Raw genomic sequence first — 21,661 nt, 5'->3', positions numbered from 1 at the left:
GATTGCAGGTATTATGAAGTTAAGATGTTGTGGTGGTCAATGATTATCCTAATATTCAATAATGTGAGTCATTTCTTGGTGGTTTTCTCCTAATATGTGATTTTTTATGGTTTTTTATCTTAATATTTTGGGTCCCCCAGCTGATGATTGTCAGTGGGGAAGCCTTCTTTACGATTAAATGTCAGTCAATTTATGCAGGAACTGCCACAGGTCGCGGTGTAAGCGTTCAACATCATTGCGGTTGATAGAACTACTTTCTAGCTGCGATGACACCCACTCACGGGCTTTTGGCTTGAGAGTGAGTCCTTCATATGTGACTTCGACCAGGGTAATACGTTCATCCCGCTTACTGCGACGGCGTAACACCAACCCGTTTTGCTCCATTCGTTTAAGGAGTGGGGTCAGGGTGCCAGAGTCCAGCATCAGCCTTTGTCCCAGAGCACTGACACTAGGCTCTTCCTCCTGCTGGGCCTCTGCAGAGGCCCACTCCCACAGTACCATCAACACCAGATATTGTGGATAAGTGATTCCCAGCGCTTTCAGCATCGGCTGGTAAGCGCGGGTCATCGCTCGGGAAGCGGCATAGAGGGCAAAGCATAATTGGCGGTTCAGTGCCAAGTCACTGGAGTCGTCGTCACAGACAACCATCAAAGCAACCGCTCGATTTCAACTTCCAGTGACTCCGGTGCATCTTTTGGCGCATAGCGTTTGATGCTGCCGCCATTCTTGCCAATCAGGAACTTGGTGAAATTCCATTTGATCCCCTCTGTCCCCAAGAGGCCAGGTGCGCGCTTCTTGAGCTCTACAAAGAGGGGGTGGGCCTCTGCACCATTGACGTCCAACTTGGCGTATACGGGAAAGCTGACGCCAAAGTTTAGCTGGCAGAACTCCTGGATTTCGTTATCACTACCGGGCTCCTGCTTGCCGAATTGATTGCAGGGGAAGCCCAAAATGGCAAAACCGCGATCTTTATATTTCTTGTACAGGTCTTCGAGACCTTCATATTGCTTGGTAAATCCGCACTTGCTCGCGGTATTGACGATAAGTACGACTTGGTCTTTGTACTCAGAGAGAGAGGTGGTTTGCCCACCGGCGGTTTGTACTGGGATTGAATATAGGTCGCTCATTGGGGTGTCCTGATGTATTTGCATTGCTCACAATTTAATTGTGTGCAATTTATTTTGCAACAATTTTATTCAGGTGATGACCTTTGCAGGCTTTATTATGAGAATAATAATCAATTATATTATGCGCCAAATGACTCACTCCTGTTGCACTAACAGTAAAGGACTCTCAATGCGCTCCACCTTACATTTGGCCCGCCTGCTACTGGCGCTGCTGACCATCACGGTTCTACCCGTACAAGCCCAGGCCCCTGGTCTCTCAGAGCAGGAGTTGCGCCAGCTGATGCAGATGGCGGAGTACATTGGTGTGGATTACCCTGAGGCCGTGGCTGAGGGGGCGATTATCAATGAGGATGAATTCGAAGAAATGCAGGAGTTTGCCGAGGTCTTGATTGATCGCGGCGCAAAGCTACAGGAATCAGCTGAGGCCCAGATGATTCGTGCGGAGGCCCAGGCCTTACAGGCCGCGATCCTGCGCAAAGGTGGGATTGACGAGGTGCAGGCCCATACCGCCAAGTTGCGACAGGGGCTTTTGGCTATCGCGCCGGCACTATCGCTACCGACCGCATTGCTCAGTGTCGAAGAGAGCCGGGTTTTGTATCAGGCGCAGTGTATTACCTGTCACGGTGTCGAGGGTAAAGGTGACGGCCCCCTAGCGGCTCAATTGGAGCCTGCACCGACAAATTTCCATGAGTTAGAGCGCGCGGAAAACCGCTCTGTACTGGGGCTTTACGATGCCATTAGTAATGGTATCGATGGCACCGCTATGACAGCCTTTCAGAACCTGAATGAGCAGCAGCGTTGGTCTCTGGCTTTTTATGTCGGCAGCCTGGCTTTCCAGGGCGGAGCTGGCCAAGTTGGCGGGGCCAAACCCAGTTTGCAGGATGTTGTTATGTACAGCCCCAATGTTCTGCACAATGACCGACCGGAGTTATCTGGTGAGACGATTGCGACATTGCGTGCAGATCCGAGCGCGTTCTTTGTAAGCGAGCGAAATATGGGTTCAGAGCCCATTGAGATGGCGCGTGCGCAGCTGGAAAAATCCCTGGTGGCCTATCAAGCGGGTGATTATACCTATGCGAGAACCCTGGCCATCAGCGCTTACCTGGATGGCTTTGAACTGGCGGAAAGCTCCCTGGATTCTCTCGATGCCAACCTGCGTAAAACCACTGAACGCGAGCTGCTGGGCCTGCGTAGCCAGCTGAATGCTGACAGTAATCCTGAACAAGTTGTAGCCCAGGTACAGGTAATCCAGGAGCAGTTGGGTCGAGCAGAATCATTGATGCAGGACGCTAACCTTTCTGCGGGCACCTTGTTTTTAGCCAGTTTACTGATTCTCTTGCGGGAAGGACTTGAAGCATTGCTGGTGGTTATTGCCCTCACTACCATCCTGATTAAAACCGGCCGCCGCGATGCTTTGAAATTTGTTCATTTGGGTTGGGTCAGTGCTGCTGTCGCCGGTGTCGCCACCTGGGTTGCCGCACAGAGCTTGATTTCCATTAGCGGCGCGAGCCGAGAGGTGATGGAAGGAGTCGCAGCGCTTTTGGCGGCAGTGGTGCTTTTCTATGTGGGCTTCTGGATGCACAGCAAGACCCAGGCGGATCAGTGGCAGCAATATATCCTAAACAGCATAAATCGCAGTCTCAGTACCGGTGCCCTCTGGGGAGTGGCTGGCCTTGCGTTTATCGCTGTGTATCGTGAAATTTTTGAAACTATCCTGTTCTATCAGGCGTTGCTGGTGCAGACGGCTTCAAATCAATATAGCGCTCTCTGGGGTGGCTTGGCGGCAGGTGCTGTATTGTTGGCGATCGTGGGAGTTGCGTTTGTGCGCTACTCCGCCCGCCTGCCGATTGGTAAGTTCTTCTATATGACGACCTATGTCTTGCTGGCACTGTCGTTTGTACTGGCAGGCAAGGCTATAGCTGCGTTGCAAGAAGCGGCTTGGATTGCGATTAATCCCCTGCCGGTGAATCTCAGCTTCGACTGGCTGGGTATTTATTCCACTTGGCAGGGTGTGGGTGTGCAGGGTGCGATACTGGTCGTCGCGCTGTGGTTGCTGTTGAAAGGCAATCGTTCGGACTCTTCTCCTGCTAAAGCGGCCTAAATAGCCTAGGGTACCCACGGTTCTGTGGGTACCCTCCTCAATTTCTTCCTCCCTCTCGTTTCTATATTCGTTCTAGAGCAACGAAGCTCCCTTTAAATTATCGGACAACCGTTTTAGGGTAATATCTGAGACTGGAATTGGACTACTGACTTGCACGAGTGTTTTCAAGTTTCGTCGATAAGATGTTGGGTCACGGCTTAATGAGCCTTTTATCGATAGAGGGATTAGCGGTAATGATGATTCTTGCAGAATTTCCTTAAGGAGTATAACAAGCCCTTCAAGCTCTTCTTTGCTATTTTCTTCAACCAAAATACACAGTAGTTGTTGATTTTTTTCCGCTTCACGGATGGCGACATGTTTTCTCTTTGGCTCTGGAGTTTGGGGGCCATAGTAGTTTTTTGGTACGGAGTCGCTTTTGCGTAACAGTGCGTGAAGTGAGGGGCTGTTCGTAATGGAATCACTGGGGATAAAGCGAACTTTACGCGGCGTTGCTCCGCTAATAATAAATGGCGTTAGTAAGTTTGAGTAACTAGCAAGCAGAAGTGCAGGCCCGTCAGGGGGGAGTCGTTCAAGCCCTTCGTATCTAGTGCGCCTGGGGAGGAAATAGGTAAGCCAAGCCAGGGTATCGAATAACATTTCAGGCATTCGAAAGACTAAGAGGACCAACATGAAAAAATTTAGGACTGCAAGTAGGGAAAACAGTTGTGGAATCGTCATCCTAGCAAGATCCAGAAGTCCGATAATGGTAATAGAGATAATGACAACAAATAAGGCATTGAGCACATTATTAACAGAAATCACTTGGGCGCGAATTTTTTCAGACGTTCTGTCCTGAATAATGGTATATAGCGGTACGATAAATATGCCGCCTGCAGTGCCAAAAAAAGTTGTGATAAATAAGATAGTGTAACCGCCATCGCTCTTTAGATATTCGATAAGAGAAGCGTTGGAGAGCATCTGGTAGCCCCCCGATAGGATACCTAACCAAGCTCCTGCCACGGTCATGCCCAGTCCACCTACTGCCACCAGTCCCAGTTCAACACGTCCACGGGACAGGCTTTCACACATCAATGAGCCAATGGCAACTCCAATTGTCAGGCAGCAAAGGAGTAAGGTGATTACTGGTTCACTGGCACCTAACACGTTTCTGACAAAGCTGGGGACCTGGGTTAGGTATGCTGTACTTAATAACCAGAACCAAGAATTCGCAATAATTGCATAAAATACTGTCGGGATTTTAACCACCTCCCGCATGATCCTTAATGTCTGTGTGATGGGGTTCCAGTAGATTTTTAAATTGGGGGCCGAGGAAGGGGCGAGGGGAATTGCTTTGCTGCTGAAGTAGCCGAGTATAGCGACAGTGACCATAACCAAACTTAAGTACAACAGGCCGGGTTTTCCCTGACCTATATAACCGGCGAGTAAGGTACCAACAATGGTTCCAACCAATAGGCCGGCAAAGGATGCGACCTGGGCCAATCCATTACCTCCCAGCAATTCCGGTTTTTTTAGGTGCTGCGGTAAAATGGCATACCTAACTGGACTGAAGAGGGCTGTATGTGTGGCAAAAAGCATCAATACGATAAAACTTAAAACCCGGTCATTAGTGAGTAGCGCAATAGTGCCAAGCACAGCGATAAGTATCTCAGCAGCTTTAATAATTCTTATGACGCGACTTTTTTCATACTTGTCAGCCAGCTGCCCTGCGGCCAATGAAAAAAGAAAATAAGGTATGACATAGAGGCTGCTAGCGAGGTTGATCAGTGTATTGGCTTCCGCTTTGGCCAAATGGAATGCCAGCAGTACGAGTAGAGAGTTTTTGAACAGGCTGTCATTAAATACGCTGCTTAATAGAGAGACAAACAGAGGCATAAAGCGGCGACTGGAGAGGAGCTTGAACTGGTTGCTTTGAGCCATTGATAGCCCTTCATCCCTGTACTGCTCTGGAGCAATGGATAGTTTTCAACGATTCGTCAGCGGAAAATGATGTGCACTACCTTCGGCAGCCCAGTTTTTCATTTATCGCTATCAGAATAGGTGATGCGGGAGAAGGCGGGTGGTTGTCGTAGCAGGGTTTGGTTGGCTTGGGTAAAATATATGTGCCCACTAGTGCAGTGAGCGCATATATTTTCCTAGTAAAAGGAGCGAAAATTAGCGCCGCTCTCCCCGCAAGCCGAGTACTTGGTTGTACAGAGCTTCTGCTTTGGCACTTGTGGCTTCTACGGGGCGACCGGCAACCACGCTGACCCTGGACCAGAAGCGTTTAGGCAGGGTGGAAAAGGCGCTGCCGCCCTTATGGCTGAAAAAGCTGCCCCAAAGGCCCTGTAGCGCCATGGGAATAACGGGCACCTGTGTCCTTTCTAGGATTTTTTCAATACCCGCCTTAAATGGTTGTAGCTCGCCGTCCTTGGTCAGTTGCCCCTCGGGAAATATACACAGTAGATCACCATCTTTAAGCCCCTTTTCAATGGCCTTAAAGGCCTCCTCATAACCCGTGGGATCTTGCTGTCTAGAGCAAATAGGGATTGCGCGGCCAGTTTTAAACACGAAGTGAAGGATTGGGATCTCATAGATCGGTTTATACATAATAAAGCGAATTGGTCGGCGCACCGCGCCTGCGAGCAGTAGGGCATCGATATAGCTCACATGATTGCAGGCGATCAGTGCCGGGCCCTCTGTAGGAATCTGCTCAAGACCCTCGTGTTTTACCCGGTACAGGGTGTGGGAGAGTATCCATACCAGAAGGCGCATGGCGAATTCGGGTACTTTGGCAAATACAAAAATGGCAACAGCCGCATTCATCAGGGCAATGACGAGAAAGAACTGCGGAATGGTTGCGCCCAAGCCATTGAGAAATACGATTCCAAGAAGGGCTGATATCACCATAAACAAGGCGTTTAAAATATTGTTTACAGAGATAGTCTGCGCCCGAATGGCGGGATCGGATCGGTCCTGAATCATGGTGTAGAGAGGGACGATATACAGACCACCAAAAATCCCCAGCAGTACCAAACAGGCGAGAATGGAGTAGGCGCCGTCGGCTGCTAAAAATACTGCAAAGCTCGCGTCGTTCAATTCGATGAAGTTTCCACCGACTAGGCCGAGAGCGATACCGCTAACCGTCAGACCAGCTGCGCCAATAGGCACCAGTCCGAGTTCAATAAACCCGCCGGAAAGCCGTTCACAGATCAGAGATCCCAGGGCAATACCAATCGTGAAGGTGCACAACAACAAAGTGACCACCGATTCACTGCCACCCAGAACATTTCTAGTCAAGCTGGGGATCTGTGTCAGGTAGGCCGCGCCCATTAGCCAAAACCAGGATATGCCGATAATGGAATAGAGAATGGAGGGGGTTTCAGCACTGGCGCGAAGTATTTTTTGAGTTTGGGTAAAGGGGTTTGGGTTAACTTTCAGGCCGGGTGCTGGAGCTGGTGCCAGAGGGATTGCACGGCTGGCCAGGTAGCCCAAGATCGCCGCCCCTATAATTACCAGACTTAAAAATAATGTCCCCTGACCGCCCTGGCTGGGCATGCTTGCGAGTAGACTGCCAACGACAGTGCCGATGAGAATGGCAACAAAGGTACCCATTTCTACTAGGGCATTCCCCCCGATCAGCTCAGAACGTTGCAGATGCTGGGGGATAATGGCGTATTTTACCGGGCCAAAAAATGCAGACTGCACACCGAGAAGAAACAGCACGGCTAAACAGAGCGGGTTGTTGTCGCTAAAGAGCGCCACAACTGCCAGTCCTCCAATACAAATTTCCCCAAGTTTTATCCAGCGTATCAGTTGGCTCTTGTCATATTTATCGGCGATTTGTCCGGCGGATGCGGAGAATAGGAAGAAGGGAAGAATAAACAGTCCCGCCGCCAGGTTAATTAGGGTATTGGCCTCGCTTTCTATTAAGCGGAAGGCAATCATTACAATCAGGGCATTTTTAAACACATTATCGTTGAAGGCCCCCAGAAACTGGGTGCAGAAGAACGGCAAAAACCGGCGGCTGGCGAGAAGATGAAACTGAGTCTGATGGGCCATTGGCAATTCTCTTCCTGTATCAGTGCGCTAATGGTAAGCCATAGCTTTGGTGGGAGGTATCCCTAGCTTTAATTGGTGCGAGTGTACTTGATAGATGCTGATATATTGAGGTGTGGCAGGAAAAGGGCCTGGCCGCAGGGGCGGCCAGGCGGATGGGTATCTGTTTACCAGACTTTTACCCTTTCCTCTTCCGGCAGGTACATGCCATCACCTTCTTTAATATCGAAAGCGTTATAGAAGGCATCGAGGTTCGGCAGAATCCCCTTCACCCGATACTCAGCCGGTGAGTGACTATCTACTTTCAAACGGCTACTGAGTGCTTTATCTCGCATCTTACTGCGCCAAACCTGAGCCCAGCCTATAAATACCCGTTGATCACCAGTAAACCCATCAATTACGGGGGCTCCTTCGTCTTCCCGAGATATTTGGTAGGCTTTATAGGCAATACCAAGGCCGGACAGATCCCCGATATTTTCGCCGAGCGTCAGCTCGCCGTTGATGTGTTCACCTTCGAGTGGTTCGTAAGCATTATACTGGGAGACCAGTTTGCTGGTCAGTTGCTCGAAGTTATCGCGGTCGGAATCGGTCCACCAGTTATTGAGGTAACCGCGCCCATCAAATTTACTGCCCTTATCGTCAAATCCGTGTCCGATCTCATGGCCGATCACACCGCCAATACCGCCGTAGTTAACAGCATCGTCTGCATTCATATTGAAGAAGGGCGGTTGTAGAATCGCTGCGGGGAATACGATCTCATTCATGGCTGGGTTGTAGTAAGCGTTCACCGTTTGCGGGCTCATGCCCCATTCGCCGCGATCGATCGGTTTACCCAGCTTATTGCGTTCATAAGAAGACTCGAACAGGTTGGCCGCCAGTACGTTGCCCACCAGGTCATCGGCTTTTACACTTAAAGCGCTATAGTCACGCCATTTGTCCGGGTAACCGATTTTGGTGCTGAAGTTGTTCAGTTTAAACAGCGCCTGCTTCTTGGTTTCCTCTCCCATCCACTCAAGGGACTCGATAGAGTCGCGATAAGCGGCTTTGAGGTTGTCGACCAGGACGATCATGCGTTCTTTGGCCTCCGGTGGGAAATGCTTCTCTACATAGCGTTTGCCGACAAGTTCGCCAACAGAACCATTGACGAATTCCACTGCGCGCTTCCAGCGGGGCTCCATTTGTTCGATTCCATGTACGGTGGTGCCGTAGAAGTCGAAACGCAGCTGTGCAATTTCGTCATGCATGTACGGCGCCATTGCATTGAGGACTTTGATTTTCAGGTAGCGCTTCCAGGTTGCCATTTCAGTATCGGCAATCACCTTATTGGCGGCTTCCAGGTATTCCGGTTGCCCGACGATAAAGTGATCCGCCTTTTTCAGCTGGGCTTTGGCCAGGTAGCTGTTCCAGTCCACCGCGGGCATCAGTTCTTTGAGTTCTGCGACCGTTTTCTTGTTGTAGTACTTTTCCGGGTCCCGGTTATCTACGCGGCTGCGGTGATGTTCAGCCAGGCTTTTTTCGAGCTTGAAAATTTCGTTAGCGAAGTTATTCGCGTTCTTCAGCCCGGCCAACTCTTGCAGGTCGGTGAGGTAGGTGAGGTAGGCTTCGCGGAGTTTTTGACTCTTTTCAGTGTCTTCAAAATAGTAGTCGCGGTCAGGTAAGCCGAGGCCGGCCTGCCACAGGAAGGTCATGTAGTTTTCTACTTGTTTGAGATCCTGCCAAATCGTTCCGCCAAATGGCACGTCGTAGCCGGCGATATCGGCATAGGCGAAGAAGTCAGTCAAATCTTTACGGGTTTTAATCGCATCGACCTTGGCGAGTTCCCCGGAAACGGCAGACAGTCCTTTTTTCTCGATCAGCTTCTCACTCATAAAGCTGTTGTAGAGGTCGCCAATTTGCTGGGCACCAGCAGTCTTGGTGCCTTGGCTGGCCTCCATGATCAGCGCTTTTACCTGTTTGGTACTTTGGTCTCTCAATATTGTAAAACCACCCCAGCGTGACTTGTCAGCGGGGATTTCGGTGTTTTTCAGCCAGGTGCCGTTGACATAGGTGAAGAAGTCATCCTGTGGGCGCACGCTGGTATCCATGGAGGCCAGGTCAATCCCTGAAGCAAGTTCAACTTGCTGATGAATGGCAGTGTTGCCTTTCGAGGAAGAGGCGTGGTCGTGAGCAGCTGCAGACAGGGGGAGCTGTACCCCGGCCAGAGTAGCGGCAATAGCGAGAGGCAAAAGTAATTTTTTCATTGTTGCTCTTTAGGCTGAAAGTCTGGCAGACATACTAAAAGCTGGGGATAAAGCGGGGCAAGGGGGCTGCGGTTAATGGGGGATAGGCTGCGTTGGGGCGTGTATGAGAAAAAGCCCCGCAATGCGAGGCTTTGACGCACACTATTATCTGCTCAGTCAGGCAGGTTAAAAGTGATGGGGATAGAGAAACTATAGGTATCAGTACCCAGCTGCGAAGGGACCCCGGGGTAGGGACCAGCTCGGCGAACAGCGGCGCGTGCCTCCCGGTTAAGGCTTGAGAATCGGGACTCCTGTACCGGCTGTATTTCCTGAACTTGGCCCTCAGAATCGATGGTCACGTTCAGTCGTACACTGCCTTGCTGACCGCGCTCCTGGGCACGCTTGGGGTAGCGTATGTAACGGAAAGTATGGCGAAGCAGGCTGGAATGATAAATCTGGCGAGCGAGAATCATATCTGCGGTTAGCGGCGCTTCCTCGTCCTCCTCCATCATTTCTTCCGTGTCGATAGCGGATAGGGGGCCATCTTCCGGTGGAACCGTAATCAGCTCGATATCCTCTTCTGCCTTGGTGGCGACAAGCAAAGAAGTATCCACAGTTTGGGATTGCGAATCACCCGGTGCCGCCTCCTGGGGGGCTTCGTCTGCGATAGAAGTGTCTATTTCCCCAGACATTGCAGCAGCACCCAGTGCCGCTGCCCCTGGAGCGGTGGCCGCGAGGGCAAGGGTGGGAGGAGGGAGGTCTGCGATGTCTAAAGTAGGTTTCGGACTGGAGGTTTCTGTCGGTGGTTCCTGAGCTGCCAGAGCCTTCTCCTGGTTTATCTTTTTGAGCTGTAACGCTGCAATACGCTCATTGGAGGGCACTAAAGATTCGAATGTCGTTACCAATGCCCCGGAAACTTGACCGGCAGAGAGTAATCCGTCGCGGAAGTCTGTGGAGGGCGGAACGGGACCAACCCAGGCGCGCAGCAATGTATTAAAAAAGTCGGGATCGGCGATCTCCCCCAAATGGATACCGTTGAGCGCGACGGTTGTGAGTCCGGTGTCTGCAGCAAAATCAATGCCCAATTGGTCACCGCGTAAAAACCGGCCTTTAAAAAGGTTGGCAAAAGTCACCATGTTTTCCGCTTGACTACTCAATGTGTCCCCGCGGTTGTTGATAGCGATGGCTTCCATCCACTGGTTGCGGAAGCGGCGGGCGGGCAAGCTGCCGGCTATTACGCGCACCTCCAGCCGCCGGGGTATATTGCTGTCGAGTAGTGTTGCCGAGTCTCGGGCCAGGTTTTCCGAGTAAATCGCGGCGATGTAGAGGTCCTTGTTGAATTGTTTTTCTATTGCAAGGCCGTTTAAAACTGGTGCAGCTTTCGCAGAGAGAGCAAATGTAAACACCAAGAGAGAGAGGATAATTTTTATCGATTTCATTGTTCTAAGGTGTCTGAGTAGCCGGAACAAAACGTTCCGGTAAGTAAGAAGACCGGGGCCCCAACCCCAATGCACACAAGTCAGATTAAAAAGTGCGCGCCCAAAGCAAGTGGGAGTACAATGTACTATCCACTCTGCCTAACTCTACTGCAACTGTAACGGAGTTCAACCCTGATAGGGTTAGACTATCCTCATTTGTTTCGTAGAGGGGGCTGGGAAAGAAACGATTGTCATACTCGCAAACGGGTATAGTAGGTCGATATCGTTTAGAATTGCGCTTTGCAAAGCAGCTTTTGCCACGCTTTGCAATAAAATGGAATAGTTTTCACTAAATTTGTATTGTGCATGGAAATTAAACCCCTCAGTCAATATCCACGGGACGCTGTGGATCGTCTTCTCAACGTCATTCATTTGTTTCGTGATATACGTGCTTCCAGTGAGTGGCAGTACGATGTGTTACTTAAACGCTCGCAACTCGTCAGCCTGCAGCCGGGAGAGCAACTTCTGCGTGCGGGCGATGTGGATCAATGGGTCTATTTCCTTTTGCGTGGCGAGTTACATGTCAATGTGGACAACTCGGACTTTGAGGAGGAGTCGATAAGCGAGCGGACTTTGGCGGTAATTCGTCCCGGTGAGTTATTTGGTGATTTATCGATGCTTCTGGCTGAGCCGCGCAGTGCCAATATCTTTGCGGCCAGCAACAGTAAGGACACGCAGGTTCTCGGTGTCGACTGCACATTATTTGGTGACCTCGATGATCTGTCTTTACTGCAGTTACCGGCAAAATTGGTCTTCTACCGCAATATGGTGCATTCATTGCGTTGGAAACTTGAGGTATACCGTTCCAAGTACCCGGGCCACCAATTGGCCAATAGTCACCGCCGGCTGAAGCTATACACGGGTCCGAAAAATTGTCGCGAGGAGCTGACGGCATTGGCAGAGCAGGCGAAAGCCCTGGCGCGGATCCTTCTCGACTGGAATGCAGAATTTGGTTCTGGGGAGTTGGTTGATGACGAATCCGATATGCTCGGATTTCTCGAATCAATGCTCTCATGATACTCGTGTACTAGAGATGAGGGCGGCGTGACATTTCTCGCTCGCCCCTGTTGATTATCCAGCCGCAGCCTACCTGAATTTAAGTTTCGTGCCCCCGCTTGAAGTGAATCTGTCGCAGGTATCAGTTCAAACTCGGTGTTGATTCGTATACTCACTCTGCCCGGATACATTGGCGAGCTTGCCTGTGTGACTGGCGCGCGCATCGAACACCTCATTTTCATAAATAGAGGTGTTCGTGTGAAAATTGCGCGGTTCAAACGTAATTGCTGCTGACATTTCCAATAGGGCTCCAGGTCCTACCTTTCGTAGTAGCGCATCATTGCCCAACAGGTTTAGTGAGTTATGAGTGTATTGGCGTCTATCTGGTCCAAACGCAATTATCGAATAGCAATCATTGTCACGCTCGTATCAGCCCTGTGGCTATTGAGTGGGGGGCTATTTTCCAGTAAAGAAAATGGGCAGTCAGGCCCCGCGGGGGAGGTCACTGAGAAGCGGAAGCCAGACTTGCGCATTCGGGCACAAGTTGTTGAATCCCAGTCTTACGCAACCCGCGAGTTGGTAAATGGGCGCACTGAAGCAAATCGAAGCGTGCGCCTGCGCGCTGAGCTCGATGGAATTATTGTGGCGCTTCCGGTTGTTGAGGGCCGTACAGTCAGAAAAGGTGAAATCATTTGCGAAATAGAGGCGGAGGATCGCCTCGAACAGCTGAAACTGGCTGATGCCGCCAAGCGTAAAGCGGAGTTGGATTTCGTCGGTGCCGAGCGTTTAAAGAAAAAGGGGTTGCAATCAGATACTGCGATGGCTCAGCAGCAGGTAGAGCTTGCACGTACCAGAGCTGAGTACATCCGAGCCAAAGTAGTAGTGGATAATCTGAAAATTCGAGCTCCATTTGATGGTGTGGTTAATAGCCGGGCAGTGGAGCTGGGGGACTTTATTCGCCGTGGTGAAGAGTGTGCAACCCTCCTCGACCTCGACCCTATTTTGATCGTCGGAGAGGTCTCAGAAGCTCAGGTGGGCAATCTCATTACTGGGGGACCGGCCAGCGCACAGCTGCAAAAAGGGCTGTCAGTCGAGGGACGTATACGCTACATCAGCCAGCGAGCACAGGAAATTACCCGTTCATACCGCGTGGAAGTTGCGGTAGAAAACCCGGGTAATCAACTGCCGGGGGGGTTGAGCGGTCAACTGGCTTTGCCCACAGGAGAAGTTAGCGCCCACTATATAAAAGCATCTCTGCTGACTCTTGATGATCAGGGTGTGCTGGGAGTGCGCATTCTCGATAGAGATCATCGGGTTCAGTTTATTAATGTCAGTCTGCTGGGCGATGGTGCGGGAGGTGTCTGGATCTCGGGACTGCCCGACTCGGTAACACTTATTACTGTGGGGCAAGAGTATGTTAGTTCCGGCGACCTTGTGCGCGCAGAGATATTGCCGGTCGGAGAAGAGTTCTCGAGGGAGAGAGTTCCCGCCCAAGCGGTACCTGAGAAGTCCGTTGACATAGTGCCAGTATCTGAAACCGTTGTGACTCCCGAGGGTAAGCAGCGATGAAATTGCTTGAAAGTGCGATTCAAAGAAATCGCAGTACCCTTTGCCTGATGCTGCTTATTGTGCTGGTGGGCATTGTCGCCCGCGGAGCCATGACGATTGAATCCAGCCCAGAGGTCAATCCCCCGTTTGTCATAGTTCAGGTGACTCATGAGGGAATTTCCCCTGAGGATGGTGTGCGCCTGTTAGTACGTCCGCTGGAGAAGGAGATACGTGCAGTAGAAGGCGTTGTAGAAGTGATTTCCGTAGCACGGGAATCTCTAGCTTACATTGTGATTGAATTTGACACCGTTATTGGTGTGGACGATGCGGTCGATGATATTCGCAACGCAGTGGAGCGGGCCCGAGCGGAGTTGCCACGAGATGCAGATGAGCCCACCGTAGAAGAGGCATCGGCTCAACCTTTTCCCACTATCGTGATTACCTTGTCCGGCGAGCAAATTAACGAGCGTGTATTACTGCACAGCGCCGAATTACTAAAGCGTAAAATAGAAAGTATTCCCGATGTACTCAGTGCGGATCTGCACGGCAATCGGGAGGAGGTTGTCGAGGCCGTTATTGATCCTGTGCGTTTGGAGCACTACCAGATAACCAGCGCTGAGCTGATCAATGCGGTGTTGAGCAATAACCTGCTGATTCCCGCCGGGGAGCTGGATACCAATCGGGGCCGCTTTTCGGTAAAAGTTCCCGGACTGATCGAAACGGCTCGGGATGTCTATGAAATTCCGATGAAGAAATCCCGCGATGGTGTGATCACTTTGGGCGCTGTAACTGACATTCGCAGAACATTTAAGGATGCGATTAGTTACACGACTATCAATGGTCGACCCGGCTTGGCTATTAACGTTGAAAAGCGTAATGACTCCAGTTCGGTAGACGTGGCTGACCGGGTTCGTGAAGTTGTACAAAATGAGGTCGCTATTTTACCTAAGGGTGTTACTGTCGAATTTGTTTTTGACCAGTCCGATTTCGCGCGGGACATGGTCAGCGAGATGCAGGGTAATATTCTAACGGCGATGCTGTTGGTGATGATTATTGTCGTCGCTGCTCTCGGCTTCCGGTCGGGAATTCTGGTGGGCTTGGGGGTGCCATTCTCCCTGCTGTTCGGCTCTATTATTACCTGGTATTTGGGGTACTCATTTAACTTTATGGTGATGTTCGGCATGCTGCTGGCCCTGGGCATGTTGATCGATGGTTCTATCGTGATCACCGAATTCGCCGATCGTAAAATGGCCGAAGGTTTGTCCGCCCGGCAGGCCTATATAGTCTCGGTAAATCGCATGTTTTGGCCTGTGGTTGCTTCCACGGCGACTACTCTCGCTGCATTTTTACCGATAATGCTGTGGCCGGGTGTCGTCGGAGACTTTATGCGCTATCTGCCGGTAACAGTTTTTGCTGTATTGGCAGGTTCACTGCTGTATGCCCTGTTCTTTGCTCCGATACTGGGGTCGCTATTTGGTAAAAGTGCGCTAAGTACGTCTACTCGTGATTACCTGAGCCAGTTGGAAAAGGGGCGACCCAGAGCACTTCCTGGCATTACCGGATGGTATGCCCGGCTTGTTGAGAGAATTTTGCATCGACCTCTCGGTGCGTTTTTCACCACTATTGCCATATTAGTTACCATTTTTATTGGGTTTGTAAATTTTGGTGCAGGAGTGGAGTTTTTCACTGAAACCGAAGAACAGTATGGCAATGTGGAAGTCCGGGCGCAGGGCAATCTCTCTATGGAGGAGAAGAAGGCTTTGGTTGTTCAGGTGGAAAATGCGGTACTCAGCGTGCCGGAAGTTCGGATTGCTCACACCACCATTGGATCGGGTGGTATTTCTGGGAATTCAGATCGGGCTCCCGATCAAATCGCCAACATGCTGGTTGAGCTCTACCCGGCGGAAGAGCGCGACCGACGCAGTCGCGATGTGTTCGAAGATATTCGGATCCGCACAGCAGATTTTTCCGGAATTAAAGTGACGGCCAATGTGATGGAGGGGGGGCCCCCGGTTGGCAAAGATATTGTCTTGGAATTACGCAGTCAAAACTACGACAAGCTGTTGAGGGAGACCTGGCGCTTACATCGTGCAATGGAGACGTTTGGAGGGCTGCGAGATATTGTGAATACCGCCCCATTGCCCGGTATCGAATGGGAAGTGAAGGTGGATCGAGCCAAGGCGGCACTTTACGGTGCCGACCTTACTGAAGTGGGGAGAGCGGTTCAACTCATTACCAATGGTGTACGCGTTGCAGAATATCGTCCCGATGATACGGATGAGGAGGTAGATATTCGTATCAGGTATCCCAAAAGTGCCAGGGGCATCGCTGCCCTGGATCAGCTAAAGGTCAATACAGCCCAGGGTACTGTTCCCATTAGCAGTTTTGTACATACTGAAGCCATCCCCAGAGTAGACAAAATTGAAAGGATCGATGGAATTACACGTATGCAGGTCAAGGCGGATGCGCAGGAAGGCGTATTGCCGGATGATAAGGTCAAACAAATTAGGGCTTGGCTACAGAATAATCCGGTGGACACTAATGTGGAGTTACTATTCCGCGGGGCCGATGAAGAGCAGAGTGAGTCGTTTCAATTCCTGGGAGTGGCTTTTCTCTTAGCGCTTTTTTTAATGTTTATTTTGCTGGTAACCCAGTTCAACAGTTTTTATCAATCCCTGTTGATCCTCTCTTCAGTGATCATGTCCACACTGGGAGTTATGCTTGGCCTGCTAATCACACAGAGCACTTTCAGCGTAATTATGACCGGAGTGGGTATAGTGGCTCTGGCGGGGATTGTGGTGAACAACAATATCGTATTGATAGATACCTACAATTATGTTCGGAAAAATGAGCCTTGCCTCACGACAACTGAAGCCGCAGTTAAAGCCTCGGCCCAGAGGCTACGTCCGGTATTTTTAACCACGGCCACAACGATCTTGGGACTATTGCCCCTGGCGTTAGGGGTCAGTGTGGATATGGTTGGGCGCAATATCGTTGTCGATGGAGTGATAGCTTCCTTTTGGGTCAAGCTTGCCAGCGCAATTGTGTATGGACTTAGCTTCTCTACCTTGCTCACTTTATTGGTGACCCCCATCATGCTGGTGTTGCCCGGCCACCTATACCGGAAAATTAGCGGGAAACTAAAAATGAAATTTTCCTGAGCGTTGTGAATTCTGAAGAACTGTTCGGAAAGAAATTAGTGATCACAAATCGCGGGGGCTTTAGCCCCCGTTTTTATAGCGGGCAATAACATGGACTATCAGTGGCCAGCAGGGTTGCTAGAGCGCAGTGAGCAACTTTATACAAAGCTTGCCGGGCCTATTAAGCAATTGATAGCAGAGCATCAACTACCCATTGAATTTTACTCGGTGATCAGGGGGGTCTCCCTCCCTTTGGCTCTGTGGATACTCAAGCGTTACAAATCGGGTAGTCCATTGATTGTGGGGATTAGTGGAGGACAGGGAACAGGGAAATCTACGTTGGCGGAAATCTGGAAATTGGTTTATCAAGAGGTGGGGTATCGCTGTTGTACCTTGTCCCTGGATGACATCTACCTGACATTAAAACAGCGGCAGGATTTGGCTAGAACTGTACACCCGTTACTTGAAACTCGTGGTGTGCCGGGAACCCATGATGTCAATCTAGGAATCAGCACACTCAATACACTTTGTTCAGCTGAAACAGGTTCTGCTATTGCAATACCGCGCTTTGATAAAGCGCGTGATGATCGGTTTGCTCCACACTTATGGCCAGTATACCGGGGGCAAGTAGATATCATTTTATTCGAGGGCTGGTGCCTTGGGGCTAAATCATCAGTGCAGCCCCAGGCTCCGCTCAATGAGTTAGAGTCTTCGGAAGACCGTTTCGGCCACTGGAGAGGTTATGTTAATCAGCAGCTTGATGGCCCTTATCGGGAGCTTTTCGCCATGGTGGACACTTGGGTCATGCTTAAAGCGCCGAGTATGGAATCTATCATTGAATGGCGACGGCTACAGGAGCAGAAACTGAGGATGCGCTCTGGGGGGGGGATGACTGATAACCAGATAGTGCGTTTCGTACAACACTTTGAAAGAGTAACCCGTAATCTTTTGAGAGATATGCCGGCCTGGGCTGATTGCGTATTAGATGTGGGGGAAGACCATTTAATTAGAAAGCTGGACTTGAGGCTGGATTGATGTCCGTGGGTTTAAGCCCTGGTATAGCCAGGGCTTAAACGGGCTGGAGAAATAAGCCTCCAGCCAACCTGGGCTTACTTAGCCTTAGGCGGACGGCCACGGCCGCGTTTTACAGGAGCAGCTTCAGTTGTAGCTGCGGCAGCAGTTTCTGCTTTTTTGGGGCGCCCTGACTTTTTCTTGGCTGTTTCAGCTTTTGCTGGGCGACCGGGCTTCTTTTGTGCGGTTTCTGCCTTTGGTGGACGGCCGCGACCGCGCTTTACAGGAGCAGCTTCAGTTGTAGCGGCAACAGCGGTTTCTGCTTTTTTCGGGCGTCCTGGTTTCTTTTTAGTTTCGGCAGTGGCCTTGGCAGGTCGGCCGGGCTTTTTCTTAGCTTCTTCAGTTTTGGCTGGGCGGCCAGGCTTTTTCTTGGCTTGTTCAGTTTTAGCGGGGCGACCGGGCTTCTTCTTAGCAGTAGCCGCAGGTTTTTTCTTCTCTACGGTAGTGAGTTTCTTAGCTACGGCAGCTTCTTCTTTTGCTACGACCTTGGCAACCTGGGAGGCCAGTTTGTTGGCTGCTTTGATTTCAGCCAGTTCATTCTTGGCTTCGGTTGCAGCAGTTTTGGCTTCGCTTGCAGCAGTTTTGGCTTCGGTTGCAGCTTCACGGGCCTTTTTCAGCTGTTGCTGCTGAGCCGCAGTCTTCTTCTTAGCTCTAACAGTAGCTACTTTATCTTGAGTGGTTTTAGCTTTTGCGGCAGCCTTTTTGGCACTGTTTGCCAATTTCTCTGCTTTAGTGGTTGCGTCTTTCTCTTTCTTGAGGCGAGCGCTGTCCAGTTTAGCGGTAAGGGCGCGCAGTTCCGCTTCCAATTTAGTGATGTCGCTGGTAGCGACCTGAGGTGCTTTTTTCGTAGCCATTTAAAATATCCCTGCAAAAAAAATTGTTTTAGTAAGTGGGGGCATTCCTATCAATTATTCTCAGCCATCTTTGCGGTAGTAATAAGCACCGCTCAAGATGCATGTTTTCGGCAGAAAACAATTGATAGTGAGTCCCCCCAAGTTAGCGGCGCTAATTGCAGCTTATTTGCATACCTAATTGCAAGTCCTTTAGATGGTTTTTTTCTATTTAATGTAAAAAAAATGGCTTTTTTTTACATATTTTTCAATTGAGGGTGTTTCGAACTCTGGTTTTGAACTTTTGGAGAGATTGAAAGTGTCCATTACTGGAGATTCCTTAGCACCTGAATATCGCAGACCAGACCCGTAAAACAGAGCTGAATAGTTGAGTAAATTCATAAGTTTTAGAACCCGGCTGGCTTATCTGTTTTGACTTTTGCGCTTGGAGTTTGTTACGCAATGATAGTTCTACCTTGCTGGTTAACAGACCCTGTGGTTAACAAAACTTAACGGCAAAATTTCGGTCTGGTAAATTTTGATCCGGGGAACTGATGACATGGTTGTATGCTCTTTCGAGGTGAATGTAGTAATCGGGTTCACCGGGCTTGCTTGCCAATGTTGTATGAGCGGAGTGCACAGAGGGGTACGTTTATCATCACATCTCTCCTGTTTATCAGGACTTACGGATGTACAGGCCGTTGTATCGGTATATTCGGTGAATTCGGTGTAGTGTTCAGTAAATAAGAACAGACCGCAGAGCAATGTTCTTTCTGGATGATCAGGGTCGGATAGAGAGCACACTTTGGCAATGATTACTGGTTTGTACTCAGAGTGTGATGGGTTGACCAGTTCTATGGAAAGTTATGTCTGTCTGCGGTGATCACCAATATTGAACAGCGCCCTATGCTGAGCCTGGAGGCGATTCTTTTATCGATAGTTATCGCTGGATAACAAAGTATGGTTCACCCAGTATTGCATTTGCTTTCACGTGACAGCCTAACTTGTATCATGCTGTTACTGGAGCCAAATTAGTGAACTGCTTATCGTCAGTGCCTGGAATAAAATCTTGACAAAAGTATTGTCAGAGAGATTTTGTCAGGCGACGGTCAATCTTAATCACCAAGAAGTGACCTCCTTTTGTGCTGTTCCTCTCTGGTGCTTTTGTTTTGAAGTAGGGAAGTTAGCGATACTGTTATGGGCAAAAATTTTACTTTGGTACATGGGTAATAGAAGCTCGTAAATCAGGTGTGGGATTGAGCCTTGGGAAATCATCTGGTGGAGATGTCTTCAGTGGCAGCCAATGAGCGAGACCTTGCCACTGAAGAAATTGTGCAGCATTCGAATACGGTAGCTTTTTTATAGTGGTCCGTAGGGTAAATAACGGTTATTAGAATGTTGGCGAATCCACAGCAGTTGATCTTTGGTCAGCGGAACACTTCGCTGCCTGAGTACTTTAGAAAGCGGAATTACTGCAGATTCAGCTCCGGCGTCCCAACCTGGCAGTTTCATTTCTGCCTGAGTAAAGAAACGGATCAGTTGCCATATTTGATCGCTACTCCAGTTGTCACTCTCGTCTATCCAGCGTTGAGAGGGAAGACGAATCAGTTTGGAAGCTTGTTTATCTTCATTTTTAACTGATTCTATAAAGGGGGTGTCGGATTCGGCAATGGTGATAAGTCTGAGTAACTGTTCTCGGTTGAAACCTTCTTTCGTTTCATTTTGCGGGCCACCTACCTGTGGCTCCCAGGCTCCTACGCTCATACTCACTCCTTATTTAGGTCCAATTTCTGGTGCATTATAGCGAGATGGAAATAGTTCTGTGGAAAGGATTGGCTGATCTGCAAGTTCTGCTAAATGATCACTCTGATATAGGTGCGACAACCGGGACCAAAATTGAGAGAAGAGCCAAGTGCCCTGAGGGGGACTTGAGATAATATAGAGGCGACTCCTTAAGTTGAGGTTCAAATGGAATTTATTTCTAAAGCACTGCCCGCTAGAAAACGTGTGGCACTGGTGGCCCATGACAACCGCAAAAAGGCCATGATTCAGTGGTGTCTGCAACACCGGGACTTGCTGACAAGGCACACCCTGTTAGCCACCGGAACAACCGGGGGGAAGATCGAGGAAGCAACAGGCTTGGATGTGGAAAAGCTGTTGAGTGGCCCTTTGGGGGGCGATCAACAGCTTGGAGCAAAAATCAGTGAGGGGCAGGTAGATCTGCTGATCTTCTTCTGGGATCCGTTTGAGCCTATGCCCCATGACCCGGACGTCAAGGCTTTGCTGCGTATTGCTGCCGCCTGGAATATCCCGGTAGCCTGTAACCAAAGCAGTGCAGATATGATGGTACGGTCACCCTTGATGAATCAGGTACTCGAGAGGGACGTGCCTGATTATCAAAGTTACCTGGCTGGACGCTAGTCGGAATTTTTGCTTAAAAATTGATCTTTTGTGAGCGATTGATTCTGTAACTTATTGATTTATAAGGTTTGTTTGTCCGGGTAATAGGTTGCACTTGCAATGCTTGCGAAATCGCGGCAATCTTGCCCACCAGATCAGACCGGTCAATCCGGCGCCCTTGATATTTGAAAATTGCACGGTGTTTTATGAGTAGACGACGCGGAAAGGCCGTAGAAGAAGAAAAGGCAGATATCGACCTGACGCCCATGTTGGACGTTGTGTTTATCATGTTGATCTTCTTTATCGTGACAGCTTCCTTTGTTAAAGAGCAGGCCTTGGACGTAAATGTGCCTGATCAAAATGAGACCGATACCACTCCACCTGACAGCGATAAGCAGAATATTTTGTTGATGGTTGATGCCAATGACGAGATCACCCTGGGTGGTAGTCGCGTTGACAGTCGCGCTGTAAGAGCCCGTATCGCTCAGCTTTACGCCGAGAACCCACAGGCTATCGTGATTGTCCGTGCACATAACAAGTCCAGCGCAGATACCTATGTTCAGATCGCAGATGCGGCGAAGGAAGTGAACCTGGGTATTCAGGTTTCTCTGGTACCTTACGAAGAAGACTGAGAACTTCTGTTAGTTTTCGAACTCAAAAAAAGCCAGCTTATGCTGGCTTTTTTTGTTTCTGAGGCAATATTTGGCTGGGCCACG

At 49.9% G+C, this 21,661-nt stretch carries 16 protein-coding genes; 7 read left to right on the top strand and 9 right to left on the bottom strand.

The features are described 5' to 3' along the window. Positions 1-174: 174 nt before the first annotated feature. Positions 175-648: a MarR family winged helix-turn-helix transcriptional regulator gene (locus tag MO867_RS02740; protein ID WP_305884228.1), complete on the bottom strand. Its 474-nt coding sequence runs from the start codon at positions 646-648 to the stop codon at positions 175-177. Further along, on the bottom strand, positions 648-1,127 hold the full coding sequence (locus MO867_RS02735) for a glutathione peroxidase (RefSeq protein ID WP_252464415.1): 480 nt from the start codon (positions 1,125-1,127) through the stop codon (positions 648-650). Before MO867_RS02735 ends, MO867_RS02740 begins: the two co-directional genes overlap by 1 nt. Before the next feature lie 169 nt (positions 1,128-1,296). Between MO867_RS02735 and MO867_RS02730 the strand changes: the two genes are divergently transcribed. Beyond that, a complete protein-coding gene (locus MO867_RS02730; RefSeq protein WP_252464414.1) occupies positions 1,297-3,228 on the top strand; it encodes a cytochrome c/FTR1 family iron permease in 1,932 nt (643 codons plus the stop codon). Between the two features lie 72 nt (positions 3,229-3,300). Here MO867_RS02730 and MO867_RS02725 read toward each other — a convergent pair whose 3' ends face one another. The 4 genes from MO867_RS02725 to MO867_RS02710 form a co-directional block, all read right to left on the bottom strand. Then, complete coding sequence (locus MO867_RS02725) at positions 3,301-5,100, bottom strand: MFS transporter (protein WP_256473711.1); 1,800 nt, start codon at positions 5,098-5,100, stop codon at positions 3,301-3,303. Positions 5,101-5,379: 279 nt separating this feature from the next. Then, entirely contained in the window at positions 5,380-7,266 is a 1,887-nt protein-coding gene (locus MO867_RS02720; RefSeq protein WP_252464412.1) for an MFS transporter, read from the bottom strand. 164 nt (positions 7,267-7,430) lie between these two features. Further along, positions 7,431-9,503, bottom strand: a complete 2,073-nt coding sequence (locus MO867_RS02715; protein ID WP_252464411.1) for a M13 family metallopeptidase — start codon at positions 9,501-9,503, stop codon at positions 7,431-7,433. A gap of 152 nt (positions 9,504-9,655) precedes the next feature. Then, positions 9,656-10,921, bottom strand: coding sequence for a TonB family protein (locus tag MO867_RS02710; protein WP_252464410.1), 1,266 nt, complete (start codon positions 10,919-10,921; stop codon positions 9,656-9,658). A 345-nt stretch (positions 10,922-11,266) separates the two neighbouring features. On the opposite strand from MO867_RS02710, the gene MO867_RS02705 reads away from it, so the two are divergent. Further along, positions 11,267-11,977 carry a Crp/Fnr family transcriptional regulator gene (locus MO867_RS02705; protein ID WP_252464409.1) on the top strand — a complete coding sequence of 237 codons (711 nt, stop codon included), beginning with the start codon at positions 11,267-11,269 and terminating at the stop codon, positions 11,975-11,977. A 126-nt stretch (positions 11,978-12,103) separates the two neighbouring features. Here MO867_RS02705 and MO867_RS02700 read toward each other — a convergent pair whose 3' ends face one another. Beyond that, positions 12,104-12,253, bottom strand: a complete 150-nt coding sequence (locus MO867_RS02700; RefSeq protein ID WP_252464408.1) for a hypothetical protein — start codon at positions 12,251-12,253, stop codon at positions 12,104-12,106. A gap of 66 nt (positions 12,254-12,319) precedes the next feature. Between MO867_RS02700 and MO867_RS02695 the strand changes: the two genes are divergently transcribed. The 3 genes from MO867_RS02695 to MO867_RS02685 all read left to right on the top strand — a co-directional run bounded on the left by MO867_RS02695 (position 12,320) and on the right by MO867_RS02685 (position 17,679). Then, a complete protein-coding gene (locus tag MO867_RS02695; protein WP_252464407.1) occupies positions 12,320-13,525 on the top strand; it encodes an efflux RND transporter periplasmic adaptor subunit in 1,206 nt (401 codons plus the stop codon). Then, entirely contained in the window at positions 13,522-16,665 is a 3,144-nt protein-coding gene (locus MO867_RS02690; RefSeq protein WP_252464406.1) for an efflux RND transporter permease subunit, read from the top strand. Before MO867_RS02695 ends, MO867_RS02690 begins: the two co-directional genes overlap by 4 nt. A 90-nt stretch (positions 16,666-16,755) precedes the next feature. After that, positions 16,756-17,679: a phosphoribulokinase gene (locus tag MO867_RS02685; protein WP_252464405.1), complete on the top strand. Its 924-nt coding sequence runs from the start codon at positions 16,756-16,758 to the stop codon at positions 17,677-17,679. Positions 17,680-17,753: 74 nt separating this feature from the next. On the opposite strand, the gene MO867_RS02680 is transcribed toward MO867_RS02685, so the two are convergent. Further along, positions 17,754-18,569: a hypothetical protein gene (locus tag MO867_RS02680; protein WP_252464404.1), complete on the bottom strand. Its 816-nt coding sequence runs from the start codon at positions 18,567-18,569 to the stop codon at positions 17,754-17,756. A 1,335-nt stretch (positions 18,570-19,904) separates the two neighbouring features. Beyond that, positions 19,905-20,309 (bottom strand): hypothetical protein, encoded by a 405-nt coding sequence (locus MO867_RS02675; protein ID WP_252464403.1) that lies wholly within the window; start codon positions 20,307-20,309, stop codon positions 19,905-19,907. Positions 20,310-20,513: 204 nt separating this feature from the next. Between MO867_RS02675 and MO867_RS02670 the strand changes: the two genes are divergently transcribed. Next, complete coding sequence (locus tag MO867_RS02670; protein WP_252464402.1) at positions 20,514-20,966, top strand: methylglyoxal synthase; 453 nt, start codon at positions 20,514-20,516, stop codon at positions 20,964-20,966. A 185-nt stretch (positions 20,967-21,151) separates the two neighbouring features. Beyond that, complete coding sequence (locus tag MO867_RS02665; RefSeq protein WP_252464401.1) at positions 21,152-21,577, top strand: ExbD/TolR family protein; 426 nt, start codon at positions 21,152-21,154, stop codon at positions 21,575-21,577. Positions 21,578-21,661 lie beyond the last annotated feature (84 nt).

This window comes from Microbulbifer okhotskensis, from assembly GCF_023895975.1.
GTDB classification, from domain to species: domain Bacteria; phylum Pseudomonadota; class Gammaproteobacteria; order Pseudomonadales; family Cellvibrionaceae; genus Microbulbifer; species Microbulbifer okhotskensis.
This window is presented reverse-complemented; position numbering and strand designations above follow the sequence as displayed.

What these genes read in the sequence shown, in the direction of transcription:
- MO867_RS02740 (WP_305884228.1), bottom strand. Translation starts at nt 648, where the DNA reads ATGGTTGTCTGTGACGACGACTCCAGTGACTTGGCACTGAACCGCCAA.
- MO867_RS02735 (WP_252464415.1), bottom strand. Translation starts at nt 1,127, where the DNA reads ATGAGCGACCTATATTCAATCCCAGTACAAACCGCCGGTGGGCAAACC.
- MO867_RS02730 (WP_252464414.1), top strand. Translation starts at nt 1,297, where the DNA reads ATGCGCTCCACCTTACATTTGGCCCGCCTGCTACTGGCGCTGCTGACC.
- MO867_RS02725 (WP_256473711.1), bottom strand. Translation starts at nt 5,100, where the DNA reads ATGCCTCTGTTTGTCTCTCTATTAAGCAGCGTATTTAATGACAGCCTG.
- MO867_RS02720 (WP_252464412.1), bottom strand. Translation starts at nt 7,266, where the DNA reads ATGGCCCATCAGACTCAGTTTCATCTTCTCGCCAGCCGCCGGTTTTTG.
- MO867_RS02715 (WP_252464411.1), bottom strand. Translation starts at nt 9,503, where the DNA reads ATGAAAAAATTACTTTTGCCTCTCGCTATTGCCGCTACTCTGGCCGGG.
- MO867_RS02710 (WP_252464410.1), bottom strand. Translation starts at nt 10,921, where the DNA reads ATGAAATCGATAAAAATTATCCTCTCTCTCTTGGTGTTTACATTTGCT.
- MO867_RS02705 (WP_252464409.1), top strand. Translation starts at nt 11,267, where the DNA reads ATGGAAATTAAACCCCTCAGTCAATATCCACGGGACGCTGTGGATCGT.
- MO867_RS02700 (WP_252464408.1), bottom strand. Translation starts at nt 12,253, where the DNA reads ATGTCAGCAGCAATTACGTTTGAACCGCGCAATTTTCACACGAACACC.
- MO867_RS02695 (WP_252464407.1), top strand. Translation starts at nt 12,320, where the DNA reads ATGAGTGTATTGGCGTCTATCTGGTCCAAACGCAATTATCGAATAGCA.
- MO867_RS02690 (WP_252464406.1), top strand. Translation starts at nt 13,522, where the DNA reads ATGAAATTGCTTGAAAGTGCGATTCAAAGAAATCGCAGTACCCTTTGC.
- MO867_RS02685 (WP_252464405.1), top strand. Translation starts at nt 16,756, where the DNA reads ATGGACTATCAGTGGCCAGCAGGGTTGCTAGAGCGCAGTGAGCAACTT.
- MO867_RS02680 (WP_252464404.1), bottom strand. Translation starts at nt 18,569, where the DNA reads ATGGCTACGAAAAAAGCACCTCAGGTCGCTACCAGCGACATCACTAAA.
- MO867_RS02675 (WP_252464403.1), bottom strand. Translation starts at nt 20,309, where the DNA reads ATGAGCGTAGGAGCCTGGGAGCCACAGGTAGGTGGCCCGCAAAATGAA.
- MO867_RS02670 (WP_252464402.1), top strand. Translation starts at nt 20,514, where the DNA reads ATGGAATTTATTTCTAAAGCACTGCCCGCTAGAAAACGTGTGGCACTG.
- MO867_RS02665 (WP_252464401.1), top strand. Translation starts at nt 21,152, where the DNA reads ATGAGTAGACGACGCGGAAAGGCCGTAGAAGAAGAAAAGGCAGATATC.